Annotated in this window: 19 protein-coding genes and 1 pseudogene; 1 reads left to right on the forward strand and 19 read right to left on the reverse strand. The window is 37.3% G+C overall.

All coding sequences use genetic code 11. The features are described from left to right. Positions 1–180: 180 nt before the first annotated feature. The 18 genes from GH715_RS04175 to GH715_RS04260 all read right to left on the reverse strand — a co-directional run bounded on the left by GH715_RS04175 (position 181) and on the right by GH715_RS04260 (position 21,139). Positions 181–1,524 carry a GH1 family beta-glucosidase gene (locus GH715_RS04175; RefSeq protein WP_018931177.1) on the reverse strand — a complete coding sequence of 448 codons (1,344 nt, stop codon included), beginning with the start codon at positions 1,522–1,524 and terminating at the stop codon, positions 181–183. A 20-nt stretch (positions 1,525–1,544) separates the two neighbouring features. Beyond that, positions 1,545–2,501 (reverse strand): acetylxylan esterase, encoded by a 957-nt coding sequence (locus tag GH715_RS04180; RefSeq protein ID WP_018931178.1) that lies wholly within the window; start codon positions 2,499–2,501, stop codon positions 1,545–1,547. Between the two features lie 18 nt (positions 2,502–2,519). After that, entirely contained in the window at positions 2,520–3,509 is a 990-nt protein-coding gene (locus GH715_RS04185) for an aldo/keto reductase (RefSeq protein WP_153834378.1), read from the reverse strand. 143 nt (positions 3,510–3,652) lie between these two features. Next, positions 3,653–4,096, reverse strand: a complete 444-nt coding sequence (locus GH715_RS04190) for a GNAT family N-acetyltransferase (RefSeq protein ID WP_163578449.1) — start codon at positions 4,094–4,096, stop codon at positions 3,653–3,655. Positions 4,097–4,259: 163 nt separating this feature from the next. Next, positions 4,260–4,877: an SGNH/GDSL hydrolase family protein gene (locus GH715_RS04195; RefSeq protein WP_153834379.1), complete on the reverse strand. Its 618-nt coding sequence runs from the start codon at positions 4,875–4,877 to the stop codon at positions 4,260–4,262. Between the two features lie 11 nt (positions 4,878–4,888). Then, positions 4,889–5,872 (reverse strand): glycoside hydrolase family 113, encoded by a 984-nt coding sequence (locus tag GH715_RS04200; protein WP_194928253.1) that lies wholly within the window; start codon positions 5,870–5,872, stop codon positions 4,889–4,891. Positions 5,873–5,883: 11 nt separating this feature from the next. Then, entirely contained in the window at positions 5,884–8,325 is a 2,442-nt protein-coding gene (locus GH715_RS04205; RefSeq protein ID WP_153834380.1) for a beta-mannosidase, read from the reverse strand. A gap of 60 nt (positions 8,326–8,385) precedes the next feature. Then, entirely contained in the window at positions 8,386–9,315 is a 930-nt protein-coding gene (locus GH715_RS04210) for a glycoside hydrolase family 113 (RefSeq protein ID WP_153834381.1), read from the reverse strand. Between the two features lie 11 nt (positions 9,316–9,326). Next, positions 9,327–10,157, reverse strand: coding sequence for a carbohydrate ABC transporter permease (locus GH715_RS04215; RefSeq protein ID WP_153834382.1), 831 nt, complete (start codon positions 10,155–10,157; stop codon positions 9,327–9,329). 1 nt (position 10,158) lies between these two features. Then, positions 10,159–11,031 carry a carbohydrate ABC transporter permease gene (locus GH715_RS04220; protein ID WP_153834383.1) on the reverse strand — a complete coding sequence of 291 codons (873 nt, stop codon included), beginning with the start codon at positions 11,029–11,031 and terminating at the stop codon, positions 10,159–10,161. A gap of 178 nt (positions 11,032–11,209) precedes the next feature. Then, a complete protein-coding gene (locus GH715_RS04225; protein WP_153834384.1) occupies positions 11,210–12,568 on the reverse strand; it encodes an ABC transporter substrate-binding protein in 1,359 nt (452 codons plus the stop codon). A gap of 286 nt (positions 12,569–12,854) precedes the next feature. After that, a complete protein-coding gene (locus tag GH715_RS04230; protein WP_018931188.1) occupies positions 12,855–13,451 on the reverse strand; it encodes a hypothetical protein in 597 nt (198 codons plus the stop codon). A gap of 88 nt (positions 13,452–13,539) precedes the next feature. Continuing rightward, entirely contained in the window at positions 13,540–13,707 is a 168-nt protein-coding gene (locus tag GH715_RS04235) for a hypothetical protein (protein ID WP_153834385.1), read from the reverse strand. Between the two features lie 89 nt (positions 13,708–13,796). Next, positions 13,797–14,804: a LacI family DNA-binding transcriptional regulator gene (locus GH715_RS04240; protein ID WP_018931189.1), complete on the reverse strand. Its 1,008-nt coding sequence runs from the start codon at positions 14,802–14,804 to the stop codon at positions 13,797–13,799. A gap of 133 nt (positions 14,805–14,937) precedes the next feature. After that, on the reverse strand, positions 14,938–16,113 hold the full coding sequence (locus GH715_RS04245; RefSeq protein WP_153834386.1) for a glycoside hydrolase family 130 protein: 1,176 nt from the start codon (positions 16,111–16,113) through the stop codon (positions 14,938–14,940). Next, entirely contained in the window at positions 16,110–17,285 is a 1,176-nt protein-coding gene (locus GH715_RS04250; protein ID WP_153834387.1) for an AGE family epimerase/isomerase, read from the reverse strand. The genes GH715_RS04245 and GH715_RS04250 overlap by 4 nt, the downstream gene beginning before the upstream one ends. 153 nt (positions 17,286–17,438) lie before the next feature. Further along, positions 17,439–19,226, reverse strand: coding sequence for a methyl-accepting chemotaxis protein (locus GH715_RS04255; RefSeq protein WP_153834388.1), 1,788 nt, complete (start codon positions 19,224–19,226; stop codon positions 17,439–17,441). 110 nt (positions 19,227–19,336) lie between these two features. Continuing rightward, complete coding sequence (locus GH715_RS04260) at positions 19,337–21,139, reverse strand: ABC transporter ATP-binding protein (RefSeq protein ID WP_163578450.1); 1,803 nt, start codon at positions 21,137–21,139, stop codon at positions 19,337–19,339. Positions 21,140–21,326: 187 nt separating this feature from the next. On the opposite strand from GH715_RS04260, the gene GH715_RS04265 reads away from it, so the two are divergent. Beyond that, on the forward strand, positions 21,327–23,555 hold the full coding sequence (locus GH715_RS04265; RefSeq protein WP_153834389.1) for an alpha-galactosidase: 2,229 nt from the start codon (positions 21,327–21,329) through the stop codon (positions 23,553–23,555). A gap of 36 nt (positions 23,556–23,591) precedes the next feature. Here GH715_RS04265 and GH715_RS04270 read toward each other — a convergent pair. Continuing rightward, positions 23,592–23,828, reverse strand: a pseudogene (locus GH715_RS04270) (VanZ family protein); the annotation flags it as partial. Positions 23,829–23,901: the final 73 nt, after the last annotated feature.

Genomic DNA, 23,901 nt, shown 5'->3' on the forward strand with positions numbered 1-23,901 from the left:
TGTAAAATCCCACTTCAAGCTTCAAGTAACACAAGGAAGCTAAGTGGAGGGAACAGACGCTAACACCCTGTACATAGTTCACTTTATACATAAATAATATCATATCTTGTAAAGTGATGTGGGATTGCCTTACTCTGATGTAATTAAAAAGGACCTCCATTGAAGGAAGCCCTTACCCTTTTAATTCTCAAACCAATTATTTGCGATGGTTTGTTTATACCAATAAAAACTGTCTTTCTTGGTACGTTCTAATGTGCGGTAGTTGACGTGTACAATACCGAAACGCATCGTATAGCCTTCCGCCCACTCAAAGTTATCCATAAGTGACCAGGTAATATAACCTTTCACATTAACACCTGATGCGATTGCACGACTCAGTGCTGTTAAATGTTGCTGTAGATAATTAATACGCCCAGAGTCTTTTACACTACCATTCTCAGGTTCATCGTTATAACATGAACCATTTTCCGTAATATAAATGGGAATGTCACCATAGCTATTCTTAATACGCATCAAAACGTTATAAAACCCTTCTGGGAAGATTGGCCAGCCGATATCAGTGCGATCATAATTCATTTCAACCATTTCCCAATCGAGCAATCCTTCATTTTCCTTATAACGGGCAATATGACCAGTGTAATAGTTAATACCAAGGAAATCTACTGGTTGATTGATCGTTTCCATATCGCCATCCTCTATGTCTAATTCGACACCTTTTTTCTTAAACCAATCGACCATAAAGTCTGGATAAGTTCCTTTAAATACTGGATCCATAAACCATTCGATATACCAACCGATTTCACGATTACATGCATCAATATCTTCTTGACGATTACTATAAGGCTCTAGCCATGTCGTATTCGGCGCAAAGCCAATTTCGCCATCATTTCCAAGCTCACGGAATTTCTGTACGGTTTTTCCATGGGCTACCAGTAAGTGGTGTGAAATTTGCGTTGCTAATTGCAGATCTTGATTACCTGGTGCATGAACCCCGATGAAGTTGGATAAAAAGGAGATACACCATGGCTCATTTAATGTTAGCCATTTTTTGATTTTTCCAGAAAACTCTTGAAACATTAGTTCTGCATAACCTACAAATGCATCAATCGTTTCACGATTACCCCAGCCACCTTTATCCTGTAATGCTTGTGGCAAATCCCAGTGATAGAGCGTACACATTGGCTCAATCCCATTTTCTAATAATTTATCAACTAAACGGTGATAATAGTCTAATCCTTCTTGGTTCACTTCACCTGTACCATTAGGAAAAATTCTCGGCCATGCTACCGAAAAACGATAAACATCAATGCCAAGGTCTTTCATTAACTCTACGTCTTCTTCATAACGGTGATAGCTGTCACAAGCTACATCTCCATTATCCCCATTTACGACGTTGCCAGGTGTTTTTGAAAACGTATCCCAAATCGAAACACCTCGACCTCCTTTATCCGCTGCACCTTCGATTTGGTAAGATGCTGTAGCTGTACCCCATTGCATATCTTTCGGAAATTGAATAATTGCCATTGTTATACCCCTCCAAATATCTATAATCTAGTTAAAAATTGTTGAAAAGCTTGATCAGCATGATGTGGTAAATGTTCATGCCCATACTCATGATAAAGTGTCATCTGTTTGTCAGAACGAATTTTGTTATATGCGGCAAACTGTGTAGATGGTGGACAAATGTGATCCCTCATAGCTGTTACCCATTGTACAGATGCTTGAATTCGGTCTGCTAAATGTTGAATATCAATATATCCTAATTTCTTAAAAATTTCTTGATGCCGCTTGTGTGTTGGATCAAAGCACCGGAAAAAATAAGCAATTTCCTCATAAGCACTGTTTTGTACATCCATATTCCATGCTCGTTCATAATCAGATAGAAAAGGATAGACTGCATATAAATGTTTAACCGTCGGCTCCAGTGCTGCACAAGCAGTAGCCAGTGCCCCACCCTGTGATTGCCCATAGACACCGATGCGGTTTTTATCTACTCCTTCTATCGATTGTAAAATCCTAACTGTCTGTACGGTATCAAGAAATACGTGCCGATAATACAGTTGGTCAGGATTGCTATCTTCTAATCCTCTAATAATATGACCTCTTAATGTAGGGCCCTTCGTTTGGAGGGTATCCTCTGATAAGCCTCCTTGCCCCCGACAATCTAATGCTAGGACAGTAATTCCTTGCGCTGCATATGCTAATTTATCAAGCCAATCACCACTATCTACTGAATAACCATGAAAGATAGCAATCGCTTGGCCTGTTGGATGCTTAGGTTTAACTAATTTAGCGTGAACCCGTGCTCCTCCAACCCCTGAAAAATATAAATGATAGCAGTTTGCAAAATCGGGCGTAATATCCGCTTCCTCCAAGTCATAAGCTAATGAATACTGCGCCAATTCTTCTAAAGCTCGCTTCCAGTAGGCATCAAAATCTTCCGGTTTCGGATTGGTGCCATGATAGTTTTCTAATTCCTCGAGTGGCATATCTATGTGCATCGGTGTTCCCCCTTTATGCTAAGTTAATATACTGTTAATCGCTTGGCCTTCTTCATTGGTGAATGATAGATTTTCTACTGTTTTCATATTTTCAATGAGTTGCTCAACATTTCGAACACCAATTAACGCTGAAGAAACCGATTTCCTTTTTAACACCCAAGCAATTGCCAACTGTGGAACAGATTGACCTCTGTTATCTGCTATTTCTTTTAATTGTTGTACTTTTGCTATTCGGTCGTGTGTAATCTGATCACTAGAAATCGAGTCCACGTTTTGAGCGATCCGGGAATCTTCTGGAATCCCATCTTGATATTTGGTACTTAAAAGTCCCTGAAATAACGGTTGATAAACAATTGCTCCAAGGCCTTCCTTTTCTAATAAAGGAAATAAACGCTTCTCCGGTTCTCTCAAAAACATCGAATATTGGACTTGATGTACAACAAACGGCGTTCGGTATTGCTTGAATAAAGCAATGACCTCCTCCATAATGTCAGCTGGATAATTAGAAACACCGGCATATAAGGCTTTACCTTGTTTGACAGCAGTGTCTAACGCCGAGACTGTTTCCTCTAAAGGAGTATCAGGATCATAACGATGTGAGTAATAAATATCTACATAATCTAAGCCCAACCTATGTAAACTCTGATCCAGGCTAGCGAGCATATATTTCCTTGAACCGCCGTCACCATATGGTCCAGGCCACATATCATAACCTGCTTTTGTCGCGATAATCATTTCATCACGATATGTTGCTAACTCTTTTCGTAAAATTTGGCCAAATAATGTTTCAGCACTTCCATTTGGCTCACCATAATTGTTTGCTAAATCAAAATGAGTAATACCATTATCAAAAGCAGTTAGAAGAATGTCTTTTGCTCTTTGATATGGAGTGTCTTCACCAAAATTACGATACAAGCCCAATGATATAGCTGGAAGTAGTAAGCCACTATCACCACAACGGTTGTAAGTCATTCGTTGATAGCGTTCTTGATTTGCTATGTATGGCATAATCGCCCTCCTCTAATTTAGGATACCGGTTTCATTATACCACACATTTAAGTTATCGTTTACTTAAAAGACTCAAAACGTCGATTAGTTATATTATTATATAATTGTATGAAAATTGCAAACGTTTTTTTATGATATTTCCATCACAAATTCTTCTTGATAACGACTCTTTCCTGATTTTCCACAAAATTATTTTTTATATAAAAGGCTTCTGCAGCTCCGCCCTTGGCTGTTAATAGATAAAGACTTTGAATATTTCTTTCCTTTAATTCATTCTCTAAATATTGAAGTAATCTAGATCCATAACCTTTGCCTTGGACTTGATTATGAACACATAATTCAGCTATATAAAAAGTTAACCCTTTATCTGACTGTTTACTGTTTCCAGCAATGAACCCGACTAAATCGTCCTTTTCATATAATAGAAAGCCCAGAAATTTAGGTGTTTTCACTAAATCTATCAGTCTTTCTTTAGCATCTTCAACTGTCCACGTCTCATTCCATGGTTCATTGTTAAAAACATTTCTATATAATTCGATACACTGTTCTACCGTATTCATACTCATGGGTACAATTAGTTCCGCCACTTTAAACACTCCTATCGATATTACTTCTAGGGTTGATGTTTTCAAGCGTATATGATGTCCACCATCTTTGCAACATACTGATTGCACTCATCTAATAAATAATACACTAACGCAAAAAAGTAGCCCATTTTGGATATACTCCAAACGGAACTACTTTCTCTTACTACTCTGTTCGTTTTTCTACCGCTTCGATCCACGTTTTTGCCATCAACATATTTCCGGCACTATTCATATGAACACCATCTGTTGTCAGTTCGTATCTGCTATTTTTCGCTAAATACTGGACAAATGCTCTATGTGTAGGGACTAATACGGCCTGGTATTCATTAGCTAATTGGTTGACGATCTCCACATACTTTTTAAGTAATTGATTTCCTTCTGACTGGAGATTTTCTTCAATAACAGTTGGTTCCATTAAAATTAATTGACATGATTTTACTTGATCTAACAGCTGACGATAGGTCGCTTCAAATACTTCCGGTGATACTTGTTCCATCCCCGGATGATCTAATTGACGCCAAACATCATTAATCCCAATCGAGATCGACACAACGTCAGGCGTTAAATCAATAACATCCTGTTGCCATCGTTGTTTCATATCGATAATCCGATCGCCACCAACACCCCTGTTAAATATCTCAAAATTCTTCTCAGGTGCACTTACACGCAAATAATCATGTAGTAGTCTTACATAACCAGTGCCAATTCCTTCTGAATCCTCATATCTTCCCCATTCCGTTATACTGTCACCGATAAAAACTATTCGTTTTCCTAGTTCCATTACCATTCTCCTTACGGTTTACTAACGAGTGTCTTTTCTTTATTATACCATTTTTTTACAATATACTCTGCTCTTTTACCGTAAATATCAAAATCGAGATCTTTTTTGGCATCTTCTAAAGGATACATTGTAGTTTTCCAGTCCCACCAGAAGAATCCTGCGAACCACGGTTTATCCCAAAATACTTGAAAGACAGACTCATAAAAGTTTGCCTGTTCATCTTCGTCGAAAGGTAAATGTGTATGCTCAAAATCCCAAGGCATGGTGGCACAACCTAATGCACTGCGACAACCGATTTCCATGAAAATGATCTGTTTGTTGTATTGTTGAGAAAGTTTTTCTAGCTTAACACTTATTTGTTCCCACTTTTTCACCATATTTTCTACCGAATCACCAGGCTTGTCTGCTACTGGATAATAAGCACTTGTCCCGATAAAATCAACGGCATCAAACCATTCGACACCTTCTTCTTTTCCATGATTCGCATTATATATAATCGGTCCATTATACAGACGTCGAACCTGTTCAATCACGAGTCGCCATCTGTCAACTTGATGTTCTGTGTTTATCATTTCACAGCCAATACAGAACATTTCACACTCAAGCTCTTCTGCTAGTTCTGCATAATGTAATAAGAAATTAGTGTAAGATTTGAACCATTGATTCCAGTCACTTTCAGCTTCCTCTGGAAAACCAATTCGCGCTCTCCATATAGCGTCACGACAATTCACAACCGGTTTCAAGCAAACTTTCAAACCTAATGATTTGGCCTGTTTTACCGCAAATATGATATCACGATCTGTCATCGTATGGCCGTAATCAAAATGAATATCTGTGGAATGATACGTATCTTGCAAGGCAAAAAATGATAACGCAATCCATTCACTGCCTGTAGCTTTTAGTTTTGTTAAGGAATCAACAGCAGCTTCTGTCTGATAAGCCCCTCTTGTCGTATTCCAACCATATGTCATACCTTTAATAAAAATTTCCTGCATGTTACTCATCCTCAATGTGTAATATGGTAAACACTTCTTATGCTGAGTGTTCTTTCTAATGCAGCCTTTGTAACTGACTTCGGAAGCCTGTTTTTAGCTATTGTCACGTTTTTCGGCTCATCTGGTGACAAATCAAAGAAATTATCTGATAATACGGCGTCCTGTTCTAATTGTATTTCTACGTATTTCGTGTACGCTTTTGCACTTACTTGAATAGTAAATTGCTGATTCCCTTCCTCCACTTGGAAGTTCAATTGTGGATTTAAGAAGTCAAAATGCTTTGGCTTAGTAAAAATAACAGTCGTATAACTATAAGCCTCACCATCTATATAGAGAGTTGCTTCTAAATAAGTTTGATATTTCGTAGTTTCATTAATCTCATCCGAAAAATCTAAGTATTGACAAGCTTTCGCCGATAAACCATCGACCTTCACTTCTTTCCAACCTTCCCGAATAACTCGTGATTGATTATCACGTAGTTTCCATTCAATACGGCCAACAATAGCTTCTAAATGATCATTAGTAACATAGATGGAAGCATCTTTTTCCCCTTCTTCTATCGATAGAAGGATAGGATCATAGAATTTTTTAGCGTAATAATGTAATGCTTTCCAACGACCGTAATAATCAACACTGGACCATGAAGCTACCGGCCAACAATCATTTAATTGCCAATATAGTGATCCCATACATCTGCCTAAATTTCGTCTCCAATGCTCGACACCGTATTTAATTGCTTCCGCTTGTAACAGTTGGGAAGTGTAAAGCAGTGCATCAAAGTTTTTCGGATAAAGGAAGTTTTCAGATAAATAATAAAGAATCATACCATTTGCAGCATCATTTTTCTGATGTTGTTCCATTACTCTTGAGAAAATATTGCGATCTTCCGGTTTGGTGAAACTTTCTATTGTTTTCATTGATGGGAATGACTGAAAACCAAATTCAGAACAAAAACGGAAATAATAGTTTCGATAGTCTGTAAATGGTTTCTGACCATGCCACACTTCCCAATAGTGAACATCTCCAATATTCGGATCACGCGGTTTATCAAAACCTCCACCTGATGATGGTGACGAGGACCAATAAAAGGTTTGCGAATCATATTCCGCAACAATATCAGGTAAAATGATTTCGAATAATTTGATATAATCACGGCGCCAGTCCGCTTTCTTCGGCCAACCCCAATGCTCCATGGCTTCCTCGACTTCATTATTTCCGCACCATATTCCTAGACAAGCATGATGACGAATCCGCTTGACTTGATCGATTGCCTCTTGCCGCACACTTTGTTCAAACTGTTCTGTTAAACGATAAACACTACACGCAAACATAAAATCCTGCCAAACAATAATGCCGTACCTGTCACATAAATCATAGAAATAATCTTCTGGGTAATGTCCCCCACCCCAGACACGAATCATGTTAAAGTTGGCAGCCACTGAATCTTGAATCAAACGTTCTGTTCGCTCTTTCGATGTTCGTGGCAATAAATTATCTTCTGGAATATAGTTAGCACCTTTCATAAAAATCGGATAACCATTTATAATAAACGTAAATGATTTTCCCCACTCATCTGGTTCATGTTTTACTTCAATCGTTCTTAGTCCGATACTTTTTGTCAGGCTATCAATTTGCTCGCCATCCTTGTTGAGTGAAACCTCCAACGTATATAATGATTGCTCACCATATCCGGCAGGCCACCATAGTTGTGGGTCATCCATTTCAAATAGAAAGGAATCTTTTCCAACATCCTTACTTACCACTTGACCAGCAGGATCTTTTAACAATACGGTTGTCTCACAGCTGTCCATTTGATTTTCTACTGTTACATCCACCCTTACCTGTACTTGATTATTATTGTGAATTTGATGAATATGAATATCCTCTAATCGATTGTCGTTCCATGCTTTTAGTTCGACATCTCGCCACAAACCTAAATCGGGTATTTTCGGACCCCAGTCCCAGCCGTACATACTGTGTGCTTTACGTAAATGCTGATACCCATCTACAGCATGATCAACACCAGCTAAGCGATTCTTTCTTTGTTTTTCCTCAATATATTTTAACGGGGAGAATAGCGTGACGCGGATCTCATTTTCCCCCTCCACTAACAGTTCTTTCACATTCCATTCATAAATACGGTGCATATTTTCTGTAGTTGCTAATTTTTGTCCATTTATTGTAATTTCTGCAATAGTATCGATGCCATGAAAAGTAATCGTAACCTTCTCATGTGCAAATAATGTCTGATCTACTTCAAATCTTTTATAAAATAGATAATCCTTATTCGCCACTTCTAATGCCTGCTCTTCATTATCACGGTAAAAAGGGTCCGCTATTTCATGCGCGTCTAATAAAGTATTCATTACAGAAGCAGGCAATCTGACATGATATTCTTTCTCTGTTTGTAAATCCTTCATTGTCCAATTGTCGTTAAAATTAACCTTTAGCATCATTACACCACCCTATTTATAGAAGAAGCCGTACTATCTGATAGCACGACTTCTGTTGTTTTACATCGATTGATAGAAGTTTTTTATCACCTTTTCTGCCGCTTTTCCATAAACGGCATAGTCATCGTCCTGATCCGCTTGAGATTCTGGATAAAGAATTGCTTTCCAGTCCCAAAGACCGAAACCTTTCACCCAATCACGTTTTGCTGTTTTTTCAAACATATCTTGATAAAAGGCTTTTTGCTCCTCTTGGTTAATCGCACCTGCTAGTCCCCAATCATTAGGGATTTGTGCGGAACCGGATCTGCTCGGGCAACCTGCCTCCGCAAAGAAAAACGGTTTATTGAAAGGTTTGATAATCTGCTCTATTCGATCTAACTGATTATCCCAGTCCCCTAACGGATAATAGCCACTGGAAGAAATAACATCTACTTCATCCCACCATGTTACATTCGCTTCCTGGTATTTATCTGTGTTATAGGTAATCAAACCGGAATATACTTCACGTACATCTCTGACTAAGTTGCGCCATTCTTTTTCACGACGCTCGGTCTGCACCATTTCACAGCCAACAATAAACATTTCAGCTTCTTTTTCTTCTGCTATTTTGGCATAATGCAGTTGATAATCTGTATAACTTTTAAACCAATCGCTCCATTTCGGTTCACATGGTACATCAATGTCAAAGAAATTAATATGGGCCCGCCAAATCCCATCAGCAGGATTGACGGTAGGCTTGATCATAACTTTTAAACCTATGCTTCGTGCATAATCAACCATATCTTTTAGTTCTTCATCTGTTACCATATGTTCTCCTTGATAGATCACATCGGTAGAAAAGGCTGTTTCTTGTTTGGCAGCTAAAGCAAAAATAACATAATTACTTGCTGTTCGTTCTTTCATTAATCGTAAAGATTGTTTTGCTTCTGGTTTGGTAAAATCTCCACGTTTCGCTCCCCAGCCAAACGTGAAACCTTTAATATACTCCATAAATACCTCCGTTATTTTACTGATCCTGATGTTAAGCCATTATAGATATGTTTTTGCAAGGAAATAAATGCAAGAAATGTTGGAATAATGGCAAGCATGATCCCAGCACAGATAACTTCCCACTCTGACCCGTATGGCCCCTGGAATTTAAACAGTGCTGTTGAAATAACATGCAACTCTGTCTTCGGCATGTATAAGAATGGTGTATAGAAATCGTTATATACGAAAATACCTCTTACGATAATCACCGTAACAATTGCAGGTTTTAGTAACGGTAAAATGATTTTCGTATAAATGGTAAAATAAGATGCCCCATCCAGCATCGCTGATTCGTCTAGTGATACCGAGATTGAATTCATAAATTGCAAGAATATATAGATAGCGATAATGTCCGTACCTAAGTAAAGTATGATCGCTGCCCACATCGTATTAAATAAACCTAGTGCATTTACGATTTGGAATGTTGCTACTTGTGTTGTTACCCCTGGGATTAATGTCGCTAGTAAGAAAGCACCCAAAATTAATTTACTTCCTCTGAACTTAAAACGATTCAACACGAAGGCAACCATTGATCCAATAAGTGTGGTACCAATAATCGAGATCACGAGTATAATAACGGTATTCTTAAAACCGTTTAACATGTTTCCTTCTACAAAGGCACGTTTAAAGTTTTCGAAATTCGTCCAGTCACTCGGAGGAGTTAGTGGACCAGTTGTTGTATATTCTGCACCTGTCTTAAAAGAGGCAAAAAAAACAACTAAGATAGGTAATATTGCAGCAATTACTCCTAAAATTAATGACCCATACTTTAAAATGCTTCCCGCCGCATATTTCGCTTTCATCTTAATCCTCCTCCGAAAAGAATCGTTTTTGTAGGACAGTTACAATAATGACGATAAACAAGAGAATAACTGCCATCGCTGATGCTAGACCAATTTTTCCATATTTAAACGCTGTGTCTACTGTTTGAATGACAAATGTCGCACTTCCATTTGCTCCACCAGTCATGATATATGGAATTTCAAATGCACTTAAAGCACCACTGATTGCTAATACTAGATTTAAAGAAATAATGATACGGATACTTGGCATAATAATGTAGCGGAATTGTTGCCAGCGGTTCGCACCATCAATTTCAGCTGCTTCATAAATTTCTCCAGAGATAGATGAGATCGCACCTAAGAAAATAATGAAGTTAAAGCCCATGTATCGCCAGATCGATGTACCAGCTAAAGATATATTGATAATATCCGGATTACCTAGCCAATGCATGGCGAAGTCCCCTAGTCCAACCATCTGCAAGACCGTATCTAAGGCACCATCTGGTCTGAAGAAAAATAAGAACATAAACCCGATTGCTACCCCATTAAGAAGATAAGGGAAGAAAATAACCCCTTTAAAAAAGTTTTTAAATCGAACTCTAAAGCTTAATATCGTTGCAAAGTACAATGCAATCGCCATTTGTACGAATGTTGCAAAGAAATAGTACAAACTGACACCAAATACTCGGAAATACTCTGGATCTGTAAATACGGTAATGTAATTTTCCAAGCCTACAAATTCTTTGTCACTATAGCCATTCCAGTCAGTCACACTGTACCAGAACATATTGGCAACAGGTAAAAAGGAAAAAGTAGCTAGTAATGTAAGTGGTACAATTAAAAAGGAAACAATTATAATGATTCGTTGCGTTCTATAGGATAATTTGGAAAACATCTGATTGTCGCACCTCCTGGTAAAAACTAAATGAAACTGGAAGCAATTTGCATACTTCCAACATTTCATTTAATTTTCACATTTCTCTCTATTAATCTATTATGGCAGTAGAAATAGATTGATGTTGAAAAGGAACACTATTCACCACTACTGGGTGAATAGTGACCACTTTCATCTATTATTCGTTTACAACTTTTTCATAAGCAGCAGACCAATCTTCATTCCATTTGTTCATTAAATCATCAAATGAATCGTCACGGTTACCAATTGCTGCTTCGATAAGAATTTGTTTTCGAGGCTCTAACCAAAGACCAACTTCTGATTCTTTGTCAATCTCATCCAATAAACCTTTTTTGCCGTCCGGAGAAGGTGTTAACATTGAGAATTGCCAACCTTCTTCTTCACCTGCTGCTAAAGCTTCTGGTAATGGCACATCCTTAGATGCACTAATACCGCCAGCTTGTTCTACAGAATAACCTGATTCATGAATAAACCAATCAACCCAAGCAAAAGCTGCTTCTTTATTTTCACTATGTTTGTTAATAGAAATATTTAAATCAGCACCTAAAGAGAAAATAGTTTCTTCTGCATCAGATGGATACGGCATAATCGCAATGTCATCCGCATTTTCTCCAGCACCTTGAACTTGCTCAAGCGCCCAAGAACCTAATACCATTGCTCCAATTTCACCATTATTCATTCTTACTTTAGAAGATTCCCAATCTGTTGTTAATGGATCTTCTTCAATTAAACCTTGCTCAGCAAGATCATACATTAATTTATAGTGTTCATAGTGTGGATCTCCTTCATCAAATGGAGTAGGATCATCAAGCATGTCCACATTGTAATAATCAACATCTCCAGCAGTTGTCGTCACAGCACCTTCCCACTGTGTTAACGGCCAACCATCTGCATAGTTTGTATAAAGCGGAATCGCATCTGTGTTATCTTTAATTTTTTGCATAGCATCGATAAACTCTTCTTGAGTAGCTGGAATTCCTTCCACACCAGCTTCTTCAAATACTGCTTTATTATAAATAACGCCTGTGTAAGTTACGGCAATTGGAATACCATAAACGGTGTTATCAACTGCACGTTCTTCTACACCTAGATAACTATCTTCCATTTCGTCTAATTTACCAATTGGCTCAAAGAAGTTTGGAATATCTGCAATTGGAACCTCAACTGGGAGGTATTGTACATCCCCATAGTCTTGTGTGTTCATACGTGGCATAATTTCTCCACCGTAATCGGTTAGTGCTTCAAACTCTACATTTACATTCGGATATTTTGCATTGAATTGTTCTTTATAATCTTGGTAGACAGAATCTACAATATCCGTTCTGTGCGTGATGACAGTAAGGTCTCCTTCAATTTCCTCTGGATCTTTATCTTTCCAGGTTTCATAAAGTGGTGCGTCAGAACTTGTGTCTTCACCATTGTCATTGCTAGTATCTTCACTATCTGATGAGCATCCTGCAATGATACCTAAAACGATTAACATACTTGCAAAAAACACTAATAACTTTTTACTCATGTTTTTTGACCCCTTTCTCGAATTCGTTAAGTTAACGTTAAGTTAATAACAACTTAATAATAACCTGAAAACGCTTGCTAGTCAATACTTTTTTTGCTTTTTTATAAGTGATTTTTATCATGTTCCATTACTCAATTTAACCTATTACGATCATATCAACCTATAGTAGGTTTCTAATGTTTTACAACAACAGGCAGACATGATTAATTTAGCGTTAAAGTTATATTGATTGATGTACAAAAAAATCCCTTGAGAAAAAACTCAAGGGTATAATCTTTCTCTAATCCTATTTTTCTAAAAACGGAGGCGAAAATTTGATAAAGCTCGTTGTGATACCACAACCATATATACAAGGAGCTAGAGCGATAAATGCAACAAGGTTCCAAGTAAATAAAAAGGACAAGATCGCTACGATAAACAATATATATATGGATCTTAACGGATATTTAATGGAAGAAACAAAAGCTAACGCCAATAATTTTTTCCATGCTTTGATACCCTTAGTCAGATAATACAATATAAAAGTATAGTTAATCACAAATAGAATCATAAAGTAGACAATTACTATCACCAATGCAAGACTAAACGAATGGTCAGATCTGTTCGCAAAAAATAAGGCCGTATAACTTAAAATCACAAACATCACACTTAAGAAAGAAGCAAAATAATATGATTGATAGCTTTGATAATTTTCTTTAAACAATAATCCGATATCTTCTGGATTTTCATGGATTAGAAATTGCTCACTCGTCTTCAGCAATGATGCAGTTGCCGGTATAAAACTGTAAATAACGACTCCTTTTAGCAAGTAGAGCCAATAATAAAAACTGATTAAAAAAAGTTTATAACAAAACTGAAATACTTTTTGAATGGAACCACTCATCCCTCATCATCCTTTGTCTACATTTCAACAGAAAAACCATTAACCACACTAGATCCCACGAGCATTTAGAGAACGGACATTTAGTGCCTTATTTGAATGGAAAACAGCTATTTATCGATGTTAGCGGACATTGAATCCCTTTATTTGTTTCATTTCGGCCTCCATTAGCACTATTTTCGATGAATAGCGGAATAGATGTCCACTGAAAGCCTAAAAAGGCCGCATTTGACACAAATAATGGAACAAATGTCCGCACTTAGTCCCCCTGACTTTATGAGAGGATAATCCCCTCAAACTTTATGTCTTTGCAAACAAAACCAAGGCAGTCACCTTGGTTTTGTTTGTTTATTTAATCGCTTTTACTGAATCGCGGTAAATAATTTTACCTTTTACTGCGACTCTTCCGAATTTCACTTCCGGATTATCCATTTTATCGCATATAAATTTAACCGTGTTTTTAGCCATTTCTTCGATATCTACTTCTACGGTTGTTAGGTGAGGCGTTGTCAGTGTGGCATAGATATCATTATCGAATCCGACCACCGAGCAATCTTCTGGTACCCGATACCCTTCTTTATTTAACCTTTCGATAAGTAAATGTGCTACTTGGTCACAGTTACAAACGAAAGCGGTTGGCATTTGGTCGGGTAAATCCATTTCGATAAAAGCTCCCCGCTCATCCCGATCACTAATGACATATTCCTGTTTCAAATGAATTTTATGCTCTAATAATGACTTATAATATCCAAGAAAACGGTCCTGAATACTACTTGTAGAAAAAAGATTGCCGACATAGGCAACTTCTTTGTGCCCCTGTTGAATTAATGAATTCGTAATTTCATAAGCTCCATAAAAGTTATCAGTAATGACTGCATCTACATTATCATTCTCGTCATAGAAATCGAGGAAAACTAAAGGCATTTCAACACTTTGCATTAATTCTATATACTCTTTGCTAGGTTGTCCAAGCATAATGAAGCCATCTACTCTGCGCTCGTGATAAATGCGTGGCAACTTTAACTGATCTTCGTCTTCATTAGGTAAAATATGAATAATTCCGTAATAACCACGGTCTTCTAAAATCTGTGCAATCGCTTGATATACTTTTAAATAAAAAGATTGTGTCATTCCGGTGTAACGTTCAGGGATAATAACACACACATTATATGACTTACCATCTTTCATCGATTTCGCCATCGTATTGTATCGATATCCCATTTTATCCGCTAACGTTTTAATTTTTTCTTTTAATTCTTCACTAACGCCTTCTTTGTCGTTCAGTGCTTTAGAAACCGTGACACTGCTCACATTTAATTTTTCAGCAATATCTTTCATTGTGACATTCGACTTCATTTTGTTCACCCCATACTCTAACTTCCCATTTCGTCTATCATAACATTTTTAAAGAAAAATTACTTAATAATTTAACTTAATTCTTGTTTATTTTACCCTAATCGACAAGAAGAGAAAAGGGTGAACCAGGATGTCACCCTTTTAGTAATGCTTCATTCTGTTCGATTAACGATTTACGTTGTTGTGCATTTTCTAGAGACCGATACGGGTCTTCAGGTGTATGGAACGTGTAATCTACTAATTGGTCTACAGTTGTTTTAGCCACATGAATTCTCGTATCACTAGATGCATAGTAAACAAAAACTTCATTTTCTTCATTAACGACTGCACCATTACAGAAAATAACATTAGACACATCACCTGTGCGCTCGTCATCGTATGGTGCAATGAAATGTCCACCCGGTAATGCAATGAGTTTCGTAGGATCTTCTAAACTCGTAGCAAAAGTATAGAGAACATAACGCAAGCCAGCCGCAGTGTTACGAACACCGTGAGCAATATGAATCCAACCTTTATCTGTTTTAATCGGCGCAGGCCCTTGTCCGTTTTTGACTTCATAAATCGTATGATACTTCTTGCCGTGAATCACTTGTTCATCTTGAATAATTGGGTTTGTAATATCTTCTGTTAATCCGAATGCAATTCCTCCGCCCGAGCCAGTTGAAATAAAACCGTCTTGCGGTCGAGTATAGAAGGCATATTGTCCATCAACAAATTCAGGATGTAATACGACATTTCGTTGTTGAGGTGATGGCGTCTTGATATTCGGCAAACGTTCCCAGTTCTTGAGATCATTCGTACGAACAAGACCTGCTTGTGCTACTGCACTGGATGTGTCAAATTCACCTGCATCCGCATCCTTGCTCTCCGAACAATAAATACCATAAATCCAGCCATCTTCATGCTTCACTAATCGCATATCATACATATTAGTTTCTTCTTGATCAATATCATCCCAAACTAGTGGAGTATCAATAAACCGGAATTGATCGACACCATTGTCACTTACTGCTAAAGCAAAAATCGATTTACGATCCAATCCTTCTAACCTCACTACCATGTAATATTTCCCTTCGTGATAAATCGCACCAGGATTAAACGTCGCATTAACACCTAAACGTTCCATATAGAACGGATTCGTTTCCTTATTCAAATCAAATCGCCAATGGAGTGGCACATGATGTCTCGTTATGACCGGATATTGATATTTCGTATAAACACCATTATAAAATTGCTTGTTTTCTGGATTTTCACGTTGAATTAATCGTTCTTGTTCCTCCAAAAGCTGATAGTATTTTTCATGAATCATGACTGCTTCACCCTTTCGATAAATTCTAAACAAAATCTACTATTATGGTAAGATGTTTTCCACGGTTCTCCGATTGCTCTTTCCGTTGGCTTGCCATTAGGCTCTATCGACCAATACCATTCTCCATTTTCACGATTATCGACTATATGTTTTTTAATATAGTCCCAAAGATTCTCCATTAATTGTTTAAATTTCGGATCTTGTGTATGTTCAAATGCATTTAAATAGCCGACCATTGCTTCTGCTTGTACCCACCAAATTCTCGTTTCATCATAATGGTCATCAACCTGTTCGTTGATTAATGAACCATCTGCCTGCATTGCATATTCAGCAATGTTATACGCAATATCGAACACCATTTGATCAAACCTTTTATCATTTATCCCTATTGTTTTAATGGTTTCATCCATCAACCAGCTCGCTTCAATATCATGGCCAAATGATTTCATATTGACTAATGAATTCCATTGCTTATCGAAAAAAACGCCTAAAAATTTGGTATCTTGGTTATAAATCTTCTGATAATGCACTTCTAATAAATCTAGTAATCTTTGTTTTAATGCATCCGTAGGGTTTGCTTTATACAAATTGGTATACGCTTCCAACACATGAATATGTGTATTCATTGTAATTTCTGCAACAACACCATTTTCACTTAACATTTCGTTTGATACCGGATTCCAACATTGATCGAACTCTTCACCATAAGCACGGTTTTGCTGGTCATAGCCCTTCTCTTCAATTAAATGATAGATTTCATTTGCCAAAGCTAATGCTTCCTCTAATTTGGTGACTCGATAATATTCACTTAATGCATAGATCGCAAATGATTGGGCGTATACATGTTTTCTTGTATCTTTCGGTTGTCCTTGATAATCCACTAACCAATAGATGCCTAGATGTTCCTGATCATATAGTTTGTCACGAAGAAAGTGATAAAGATGATGAGCATGCTCTAAGTATTCTTCTTTCCCAGTAACTCGATATGCAGCTGAAAAAGTCCAGAGGAATCTTGCTGTCGCAATCCCTCCCTTATCTGCTTGCTTATTAATTTCTAAATGATAGTCTACTTCCCCATAAAAACCTCCATGTTGCTCATCCTTCAACTGCATCCAAAACGGGAGGATTTTCTGTTCTAAATGTTGTTGAATTTCGTCTGTCAGCTTTTTCATAAATGAAACCCCCTCTTTTTGTTTATCGTTAACTTAATAAATTAATAATAATTAACTTAATGTTGTTTGTCAATTACTTACTACTTAAATTAAGCTTCGATTCACCTCATTCAAAAAGCCAGCAAAAGAACAAAATCTTTCACCGGCTTTGATTTAAACTTTAAATTTTGCAAAGGTTTCTTCTAATTCATGCGCCATAGATGCTAATTCTTGCGAGGAAGCAAGTAATTGTTGCATGGCTGCATTTTGTTGTTCTGAACCTGCCGCAATTTGCTCGATACTTTCTGCTGACTTTTCCGAGATTTCTTGAATATTAGTAGTTGCCTCACTTACTTGATCTATTTTGTCATTTGTTATGTCAATCGTTTGACTAGCTTGCTTATTATGGTTATTTAACGTTTGAACCGATCCTGATAAGTGGTCAAATACCGTACCTACCTTTTTGACTTTCTCTACTCCTTGATTAACCGATTCTGTACTCGTTTCCATCACTTCTACTGCTTGATGAGTATCTTCAATCGAAGTAGCAATTAATGACTGAATATTTTCCGTGGCATCTGCCGTTTGCTCGGCAAGTTTACGAACTTCATCTGCAACAACAGCAAATCCTTTGCCATGTTCACCGGCTCTGGCAGCCTCTATCGTCGCATTAAGTGCTAATAAATTGGTTTGCGACGAAATAGAATGAATCATATCTACAATACTGCTAATCTTAGAAGAATGCTCACTTAATGAGTTAATAATGGTTGCTATTTCGTCCACTTGCCTTTTAACCATATCCATCTGCTCTACCGTATCTGTTACATCATGGGTTCCATTCTCAATCTCCTGTTTCGTTTCCTTACTTAAGCGAATCGCTTCTTGCATCGTTGTGGTAACTTCCGCCCAAGATTTTTTCATCTCTTCCATTATCTCTGTCGATTTTTGAACGGTTTGAACTTGCTCTTCACTACCATTCGCTATATCTACCATTGTAGTAGTGATCTGAGTATTTACATCCGTTGTTTCTTCCGCATTTTCTCTTAAGGCTTTCGACATATTCGTTACTGTTTCGGTTGTTTCTAATAATCGGACAATCGAACGTTGCAAATGATCAGCCATTTGATTCATTGCATTTTGGATAACTGCAATTTCATCTTTACCTTCCACTTCGATTCGTTCAACCGTTAAATCACCATCTCCTAATCGTTTCGCAAACAACGCCAATCTTGCAAACTTGGTGGACATTCTTTTATTTACGACTACTAGAATAACAATAGAACTAACTAAAACAAATACAACAAGTGCAACCACTACAATCATGGTGATGGTGGAATGTTTTTGTATATTGTCTTGTAAGGCACTTCGTTCAGACAACATCAATTCCTTTAACTCCATTAGTTCATCGATCGTATAATTGCGGAGTGTTGTTGTTTTTTTATGTAAATCAGTCTGAACAAAAATGTCTACTCTTTCTCCGTTGTCTCGATATTCGGCAGTTTTGGGTATGATTTCATCAAAAAATAATTGATCCATTTGGTCATTATAATCTAACACTTTCTCATATATTTTTTGTTGTTCATTTGTTTCTAATTCTGCTTCAATCATTTCCACAGAAGTTAAAAATGCATCTCCTTCTGCCTGATAATCTTCAACCGTCGCGGTTGGATGCTGCTCCGTTAAAATATCAGAAATAATAATCGATTTTTGCTTAAAGATCGAAGCTGCCTCCACTATTTCTATTGATGCATCACTTTTTTCATCTACTGCTCGAGATTCTTTTAGCACTCCATTCATCGATAAAATCGTAATCAATAAGGAGAGGACAAATAACACTAAAACACCAGTAAACAATAAGCCATATTTTTGTCCCACTTTACGATCTGTCAGAAAATGACGATTCCAACGTATTTTTTTTAGATTCCATTTCGGCAAAGATATCTTTTTCCATCTTCTTTTCATATGAATCCCCTTTCATCTTATAAAGAAAACCTACCATCAGCGAGGTTTCATTATTCAACTCACTGATGGTTAGCAACACTTATCAAGGCTTCACAGGCAACACAGATGCGTCAGGAAATCTGGACTGCTTCTGAAGCCATTTTTATTTGATAGAATTCCCCTTGTTTCTCTACTAACTCGTCATACGTTCCCATTTCTACGCATTGGCCATTTTTCATCACGACGATACGGTCTGCATCTCGGATCGTTGATAAACGATGCGCTACGATAAAGGTTGTTTTCCCTTTAATTAATTCCTGCATAGCATCCTGAATTAATTTTTCTGAGACGTTATCTAATGCAGACGTTGCTTCATCCAAAATGACCATTTGCGGTTTACGAATAAATGCTCTAGCAATGGCAATCCGTTGCCTTTGGCCACCTGACATCCGATCACCGTGTTCCCCGATTTTTGTTTCCAAACCATCTGGTAATTCATCGATGATATCTTGCAAATTAGCCATTTGAACCGCTTGTTGTACCTCTTCTTCTGTAACTTCTGCTAAACCATACGTGATATTTTCACGGATCGATCCCGAGAAAAGAATCGTGTTTTGCGGCACTACTGCGATCTTCTTTCGGAAGCTTCTCATACTTAAATCATCCATCACGACGTCATCTATTAAGATCCTTCCATTACTCGGCCGATAAAACCCGGTTACTAGATTCAAAATAGTAGATTTACCTGCTCCCGACTCCCCAACGAAAGCAATCGTTTCTCCAGGTTTTACTTCAAGCTGAAAGTCTGTTAATACATGTTTATCTGAATCGCGATATTTGAAATAAACATGGTCAAAGTCTACTTTACCGTCTAATTGCTTCAGCTTCGCCCTCCCTTGGTACTCTTGTGTTTCCTTCGCAAAAAGGATTTCTGAGATCGAATGAACGGACTCAAAGCCTTTTGCTAATTGAGGATAAATGTTAATCACGCCAGATATAGACATTAAAATTTGCGTGAAATATGTCTGGTATAACACGACATCTCCAATCGGTATTTGTCCTTGATAAGCAAGGTAAACAGTAAAAAGTAAACATAAAACTTGAAACAGTTGAAATGCTACCCAGTTACTCGCTCCAAAGAATGCCTCCGTAATATCCAAACGATAACCTTTGCCACGGACATGGTGTAATAAAGAATCTACTTTATTAATCTCTACTTTTTCTAAGCCATGCGCTCGAGTTACTGGGATCATCTCTACTGTTTCCGCAACTTGACCAGACATTTCTTCTACTTGTTCCCGGAATTCCCTGTTTCGTTTCGTTAGCTTCCCACGGAAAAAATAAACAATCAAAATCGAAATCGGTATCGCTACCAAAAAGAAGGATGTTACGGTCCAACTTCTATTCGCCGTTACTGCAATTGCCACAATTACATTCATAAATGCTGGCAAGACACCCATCATCGTTTGCTTGGACATAATCTCGATCATTTCAACGTCACGCAGCACTTTTGCCTGTAACTTACCAGACCTTAATTCACTGTGAAAAGAAATGGAGAGATGTTGTAATTTTCGAATTAACGTACTTCTCAAGCCAGCTTCTACGTGACGAATCGCCTTACTCATAAAACTGATATGCAAAATTTGACTCGGCAAATTTTGAATAATAACAATGGTTAATACGATAATATTCATCCATAAATAACGAACGTCATAACTACTTGGATCAGATGCAAAATTGATTAGGTTCGCCGTTACAATCGGCAGAATCCAAACCGGTGAATGCTTTAACAAAAAGAAAATAAATGAGACAAATAATTTCAGATAGTGGCCTCGGTACATGACATGTAACGTTCGAAACAGTCGTCCTTTTATATCTTGTTGTTCTTCAAATCGCTTTTCAAAGTCTAAGGAAATACCTTTTTTGCTAGACACATAATCCCTCCTATATATTTATATCGGATCATAACTTAATCCATTAAGTAATATATTAAAACTTTTTGCTTTTGATTGTCTAGATATTTATCTTATTCTACTATTCTACTTTGACAATAACCTGTGAATTTAATATATTATAATAAGTAAACGTTAACTTATTTGCAAAAAAGGGAGGAAAAATATCATGCCAATCCAAGTGAACCAGGAGCAATTAGAATTTCATCTATATAACGACAGTGTAAGTTATATTTTCCGTGTATTAGAAAAAAGCCACCAACTTGAACATTTATATTTTGGTAAGCGAATTCATCATAGGGAATCATTCACCCACTTAATTGAACGAGAAATTCGCCCATCAACCAATATGTTTGAAGGTGATCATACTTCCTCGATGGAACATATTAAACAGGAGTATCCAAGTTATGGATCAACAGACTTCCGCTACCCTGCTCATGCAATTTTAAGAGAGGATGGCAGTCATATTACGAACTTCACTTATGATAGCTATCGCATCATAAAAGGAAAGAAGACGTTAGCGAACTTACCTGCTACATATGTAGAAAATGAGGAGGAAGCTGATACTCTCGAAATCGAATTAGTAGATGATGTATTGCGATGTCGATTAATTCTTTCTTATACTATTTATCAAAATCGGAGTGTAATTACCAGAAACGCGAAATTCATTAATGAAGGTACAGAAACTTATTATCTTGATCAGGCAATGAGTATGAATGTTGATTTAGCTGATGACCAATTTGATATGGTGCATTTACAAGGAGCTTGGGCAAGAGAAGGACATGTGGAAACAAAACGGTTATCGAAAGGGATACAATCGATCTATTCAAACCGTGGTGCAAGCAGCCATGTTTTCAATCCATTTTTTGCATTAAAGCGACTGGACGCAAATGAGCATCAAGGGGAAGTCTACGGTTTCAGTCTCGTTTACAGTGGAAACTTCTTAGCTCAAGTAGAAGTAGACACTTATAATGTTAGCCGCGTTAACATGGGAATTAATCCTTATCGTTTTAAATGGAAATTAGCGAGTAGTGAAAGCTTCCAAACCCCGGAGTGTGTCATGGTTTACTCTGATCAAGGATTAAATGGCATGAGTCAAACCTTCCACAAACTGTATCGCGAACGACTAGTAAGAGGGCATTGGCGTGATAAAGTTCGTCCTATCTTGATTAATAATTGGGAAGCAACGTATTTTGATTTTAATGAAGATAAAGTACTGGATATTGCCAAAACAGCACGCAACTTGGGCATTGAATTATTTGTTCTCGATGATGGCTGGTTCGGAAAACGCGATGATGACACAAGTTCACTTGGAGATTGGTTTGAATATCAAGAAAAATTACCAAATGGAATTGATGGCTTAAGTGAAAAAGTAGAAGCATTAGACATGCAATTTGGTCTTTGGTTTGAACCAGAAATGGTGTGTAAAGATACCAAACTATTCGAAGAACACCCTGACTGGATTCTCTCTACACCTGAACGAAGAGCCTCACATGGTCGAAACCAATTTGTATTAGACTTCACTCGTGGTGAGGTAGTTGATTATATTTTTGATTTAATGGATAAGATTATTTCGAAATCCAAAATTTCCTATATCAAATGGGATATGAACCGGCACATTACAGAAGCATTTTCCCAAAGTCTACCTGCTGATCAACAAGGGGAAGTGTTCCATCGATATATTTTAGGTGTGTATGACTTATATGAACGTCTAATCAAGAAATATCCTGAAATCCTTTTTGAATCATGTGCCGGTGGTGGTGCCAGATTTGATCCGGGTATGTTATATTACGCACCACAAACTTGGACAAGTGATGATACCGATGCAGTCGAGCGTTTGAAGATACAATATGGTACATCAATGGTCTATCCGTTAAGTGCAATCGGAAGTCATGTTTCCGCCATTCCCAACCACCAAGTTGGACGGCTTGCTTCGCTTGATACTCGTGCAGCTGTCGCTTATTTTGGTACTTTTGGTTATGAATTGGATATTACGAAACTGACAGAAACAGAGCAACAAAAAGTAAAAGAACAAGTTGCTTTCTTTAAAGAAAAAAGAGCCTTGATTAGAGATGGGGAATTTTACCGACTATCCAGTCCATTTGAAAATAATGAAACAACATGGATGGTGGTAAATGAAGAAAAATCCGAAGCATTAGTTGGTTATTATAAAGTACTGGCAAAACCGAATGAGGCATATAACCGCGTCAAATTAACCGGTCTAGATCCTGATAGATTGTATGAAGTAAATGGCGAAACGACGTATTATGGTAGTGAACTGCTGAATATCGGGATTATCCTAGCAGGTAATTACATTGACCGTGCTGATGAATATTGGGGGCAGGAGCATCCTGGGGATTATCAATCGCGTTTGTTTCATTTAAAGGCGTTGTCATAATTAGCAATCGTTAAAAAGCTTAGGGATAATCGATCTCTAAGCTTTTTTCTTAAATACAGTTAAAAGTCTGAAACCTAAATATCCACCTAATGTATTTAATATAAGATCATCTACGTCAAAAACACCTAATTGAGGAACAAATTGCATGATCTCAATCGTTAAACTGAATGAAAAAGTGATACCAATTATTAAAAGCGATTCTTTTAGCTTTGTCGATAATATTGGAAGCAAAATTCCGAGGGGCACAAATACCCAGATATTGCCAAAAGTATTATAAAACCATTTAGTTGGACTATAACTATTATAAGTGAACTACTCCCACCACTTACCACCCTTACGGGTTGCT

Source organism: Gracilibacillus thailandensis, assembly GCF_010994055.1.
GTDB classification, from domain to species: Bacteria; Bacillota; Bacilli; order Bacillales; family Amphibacillaceae; genus Gracilibacillus; species Gracilibacillus lacisalsi.

What these genes read in the sequence shown, in the direction of transcription:
- GH715_RS04195 (WP_153834379.1), bottom strand. Translation starts at nt 4,877, where the DNA reads ATGGAACTAGGAAAACGAATAGTTTTTATCGGTGACAGTATAACGGAA.
- GH715_RS04225 (WP_153834384.1), bottom strand. Translation starts at nt 12,568, where the DNA reads ATGAGTAAAAAGTTATTAGTGTTTTTTGCAAGTATGTTAATCGTTTTA.
- GH715_RS04245 (WP_153834386.1), bottom strand. Translation starts at nt 16,113, where the DNA reads ATGATTCATGAAAAATACTATCAGCTTTTGGAGGAACAAGAACGATTA.
- GH715_RS04210 (WP_153834381.1), bottom strand. Translation starts at nt 9,315, where the DNA reads ATGGAGTATATTAAAGGTTTCACGTTTGGCTGGGGAGCGAAACGTGGA.
- GH715_RS04200 (WP_194928253.1), bottom strand. Translation starts at nt 5,872, where the DNA reads ATGCAGGAAATTTTTATTAAAGGTATGACATATGGTTGGAATACGACA.
- GH715_RS04265 (WP_153834389.1), top strand. Translation starts at nt 21,327, where the DNA reads ATGCCAATCCAAGTGAACCAGGAGCAATTAGAATTTCATCTATATAAC.
- GH715_RS04185 (WP_153834378.1), bottom strand. Translation starts at nt 3,509, where the DNA reads ATGCCATACATAGCAAATCAAGAACGCTATCAACGAATGACTTACAAC.
- GH715_RS04220 (WP_153834383.1), bottom strand. Translation starts at nt 11,031, where the DNA reads ATGTTTTCCAAATTATCCTATAGAACGCAACGAATCATTATAATTGTT.
- GH715_RS04205 (WP_153834380.1), bottom strand. Translation starts at nt 8,325, where the DNA reads ATGCTAAAGGTTAATTTTAACGACAATTGGACAATGAAGGATTTACAA.
- GH715_RS04255 (WP_153834388.1), bottom strand. Translation starts at nt 19,226, where the DNA reads ATGAAAAGAAGATGGAAAAAGATATCTTTGCCGAAATGGAATCTAAAA.
- GH715_RS04230 (WP_018931188.1), bottom strand. Translation starts at nt 13,451, where the DNA reads ATGAGTGGTTCCATTCAAAAAGTATTTCAGTTTTGTTATAAACTTTTT.
- GH715_RS04180 (WP_018931178.1), bottom strand. Translation starts at nt 2,501, where the DNA reads ATGCACATAGATATGCCACTCGAGGAATTAGAAAACTATCATGGCACC.
- GH715_RS04250 (WP_153834387.1), bottom strand. Translation starts at nt 17,285, where the DNA reads ATGAAAAAGCTGACAGACGAAATTCAACAACATTTAGAACAGAAAATC.
- GH715_RS04215 (WP_153834382.1), bottom strand. Translation starts at nt 10,157, where the DNA reads ATGAAAGCGAAATATGCGGCGGGAAGCATTTTAAAGTATGGGTCATTA.
- GH715_RS04240 (WP_018931189.1), bottom strand. Translation starts at nt 14,804, where the DNA reads ATGAAGTCGAATGTCACAATGAAAGATATTGCTGAAAAATTAAATGTG.
- GH715_RS04175 (WP_018931177.1), bottom strand. Translation starts at nt 1,524, where the DNA reads ATGGCAATTATTCAATTTCCGAAAGATATGCAATGGGGTACAGCTACA.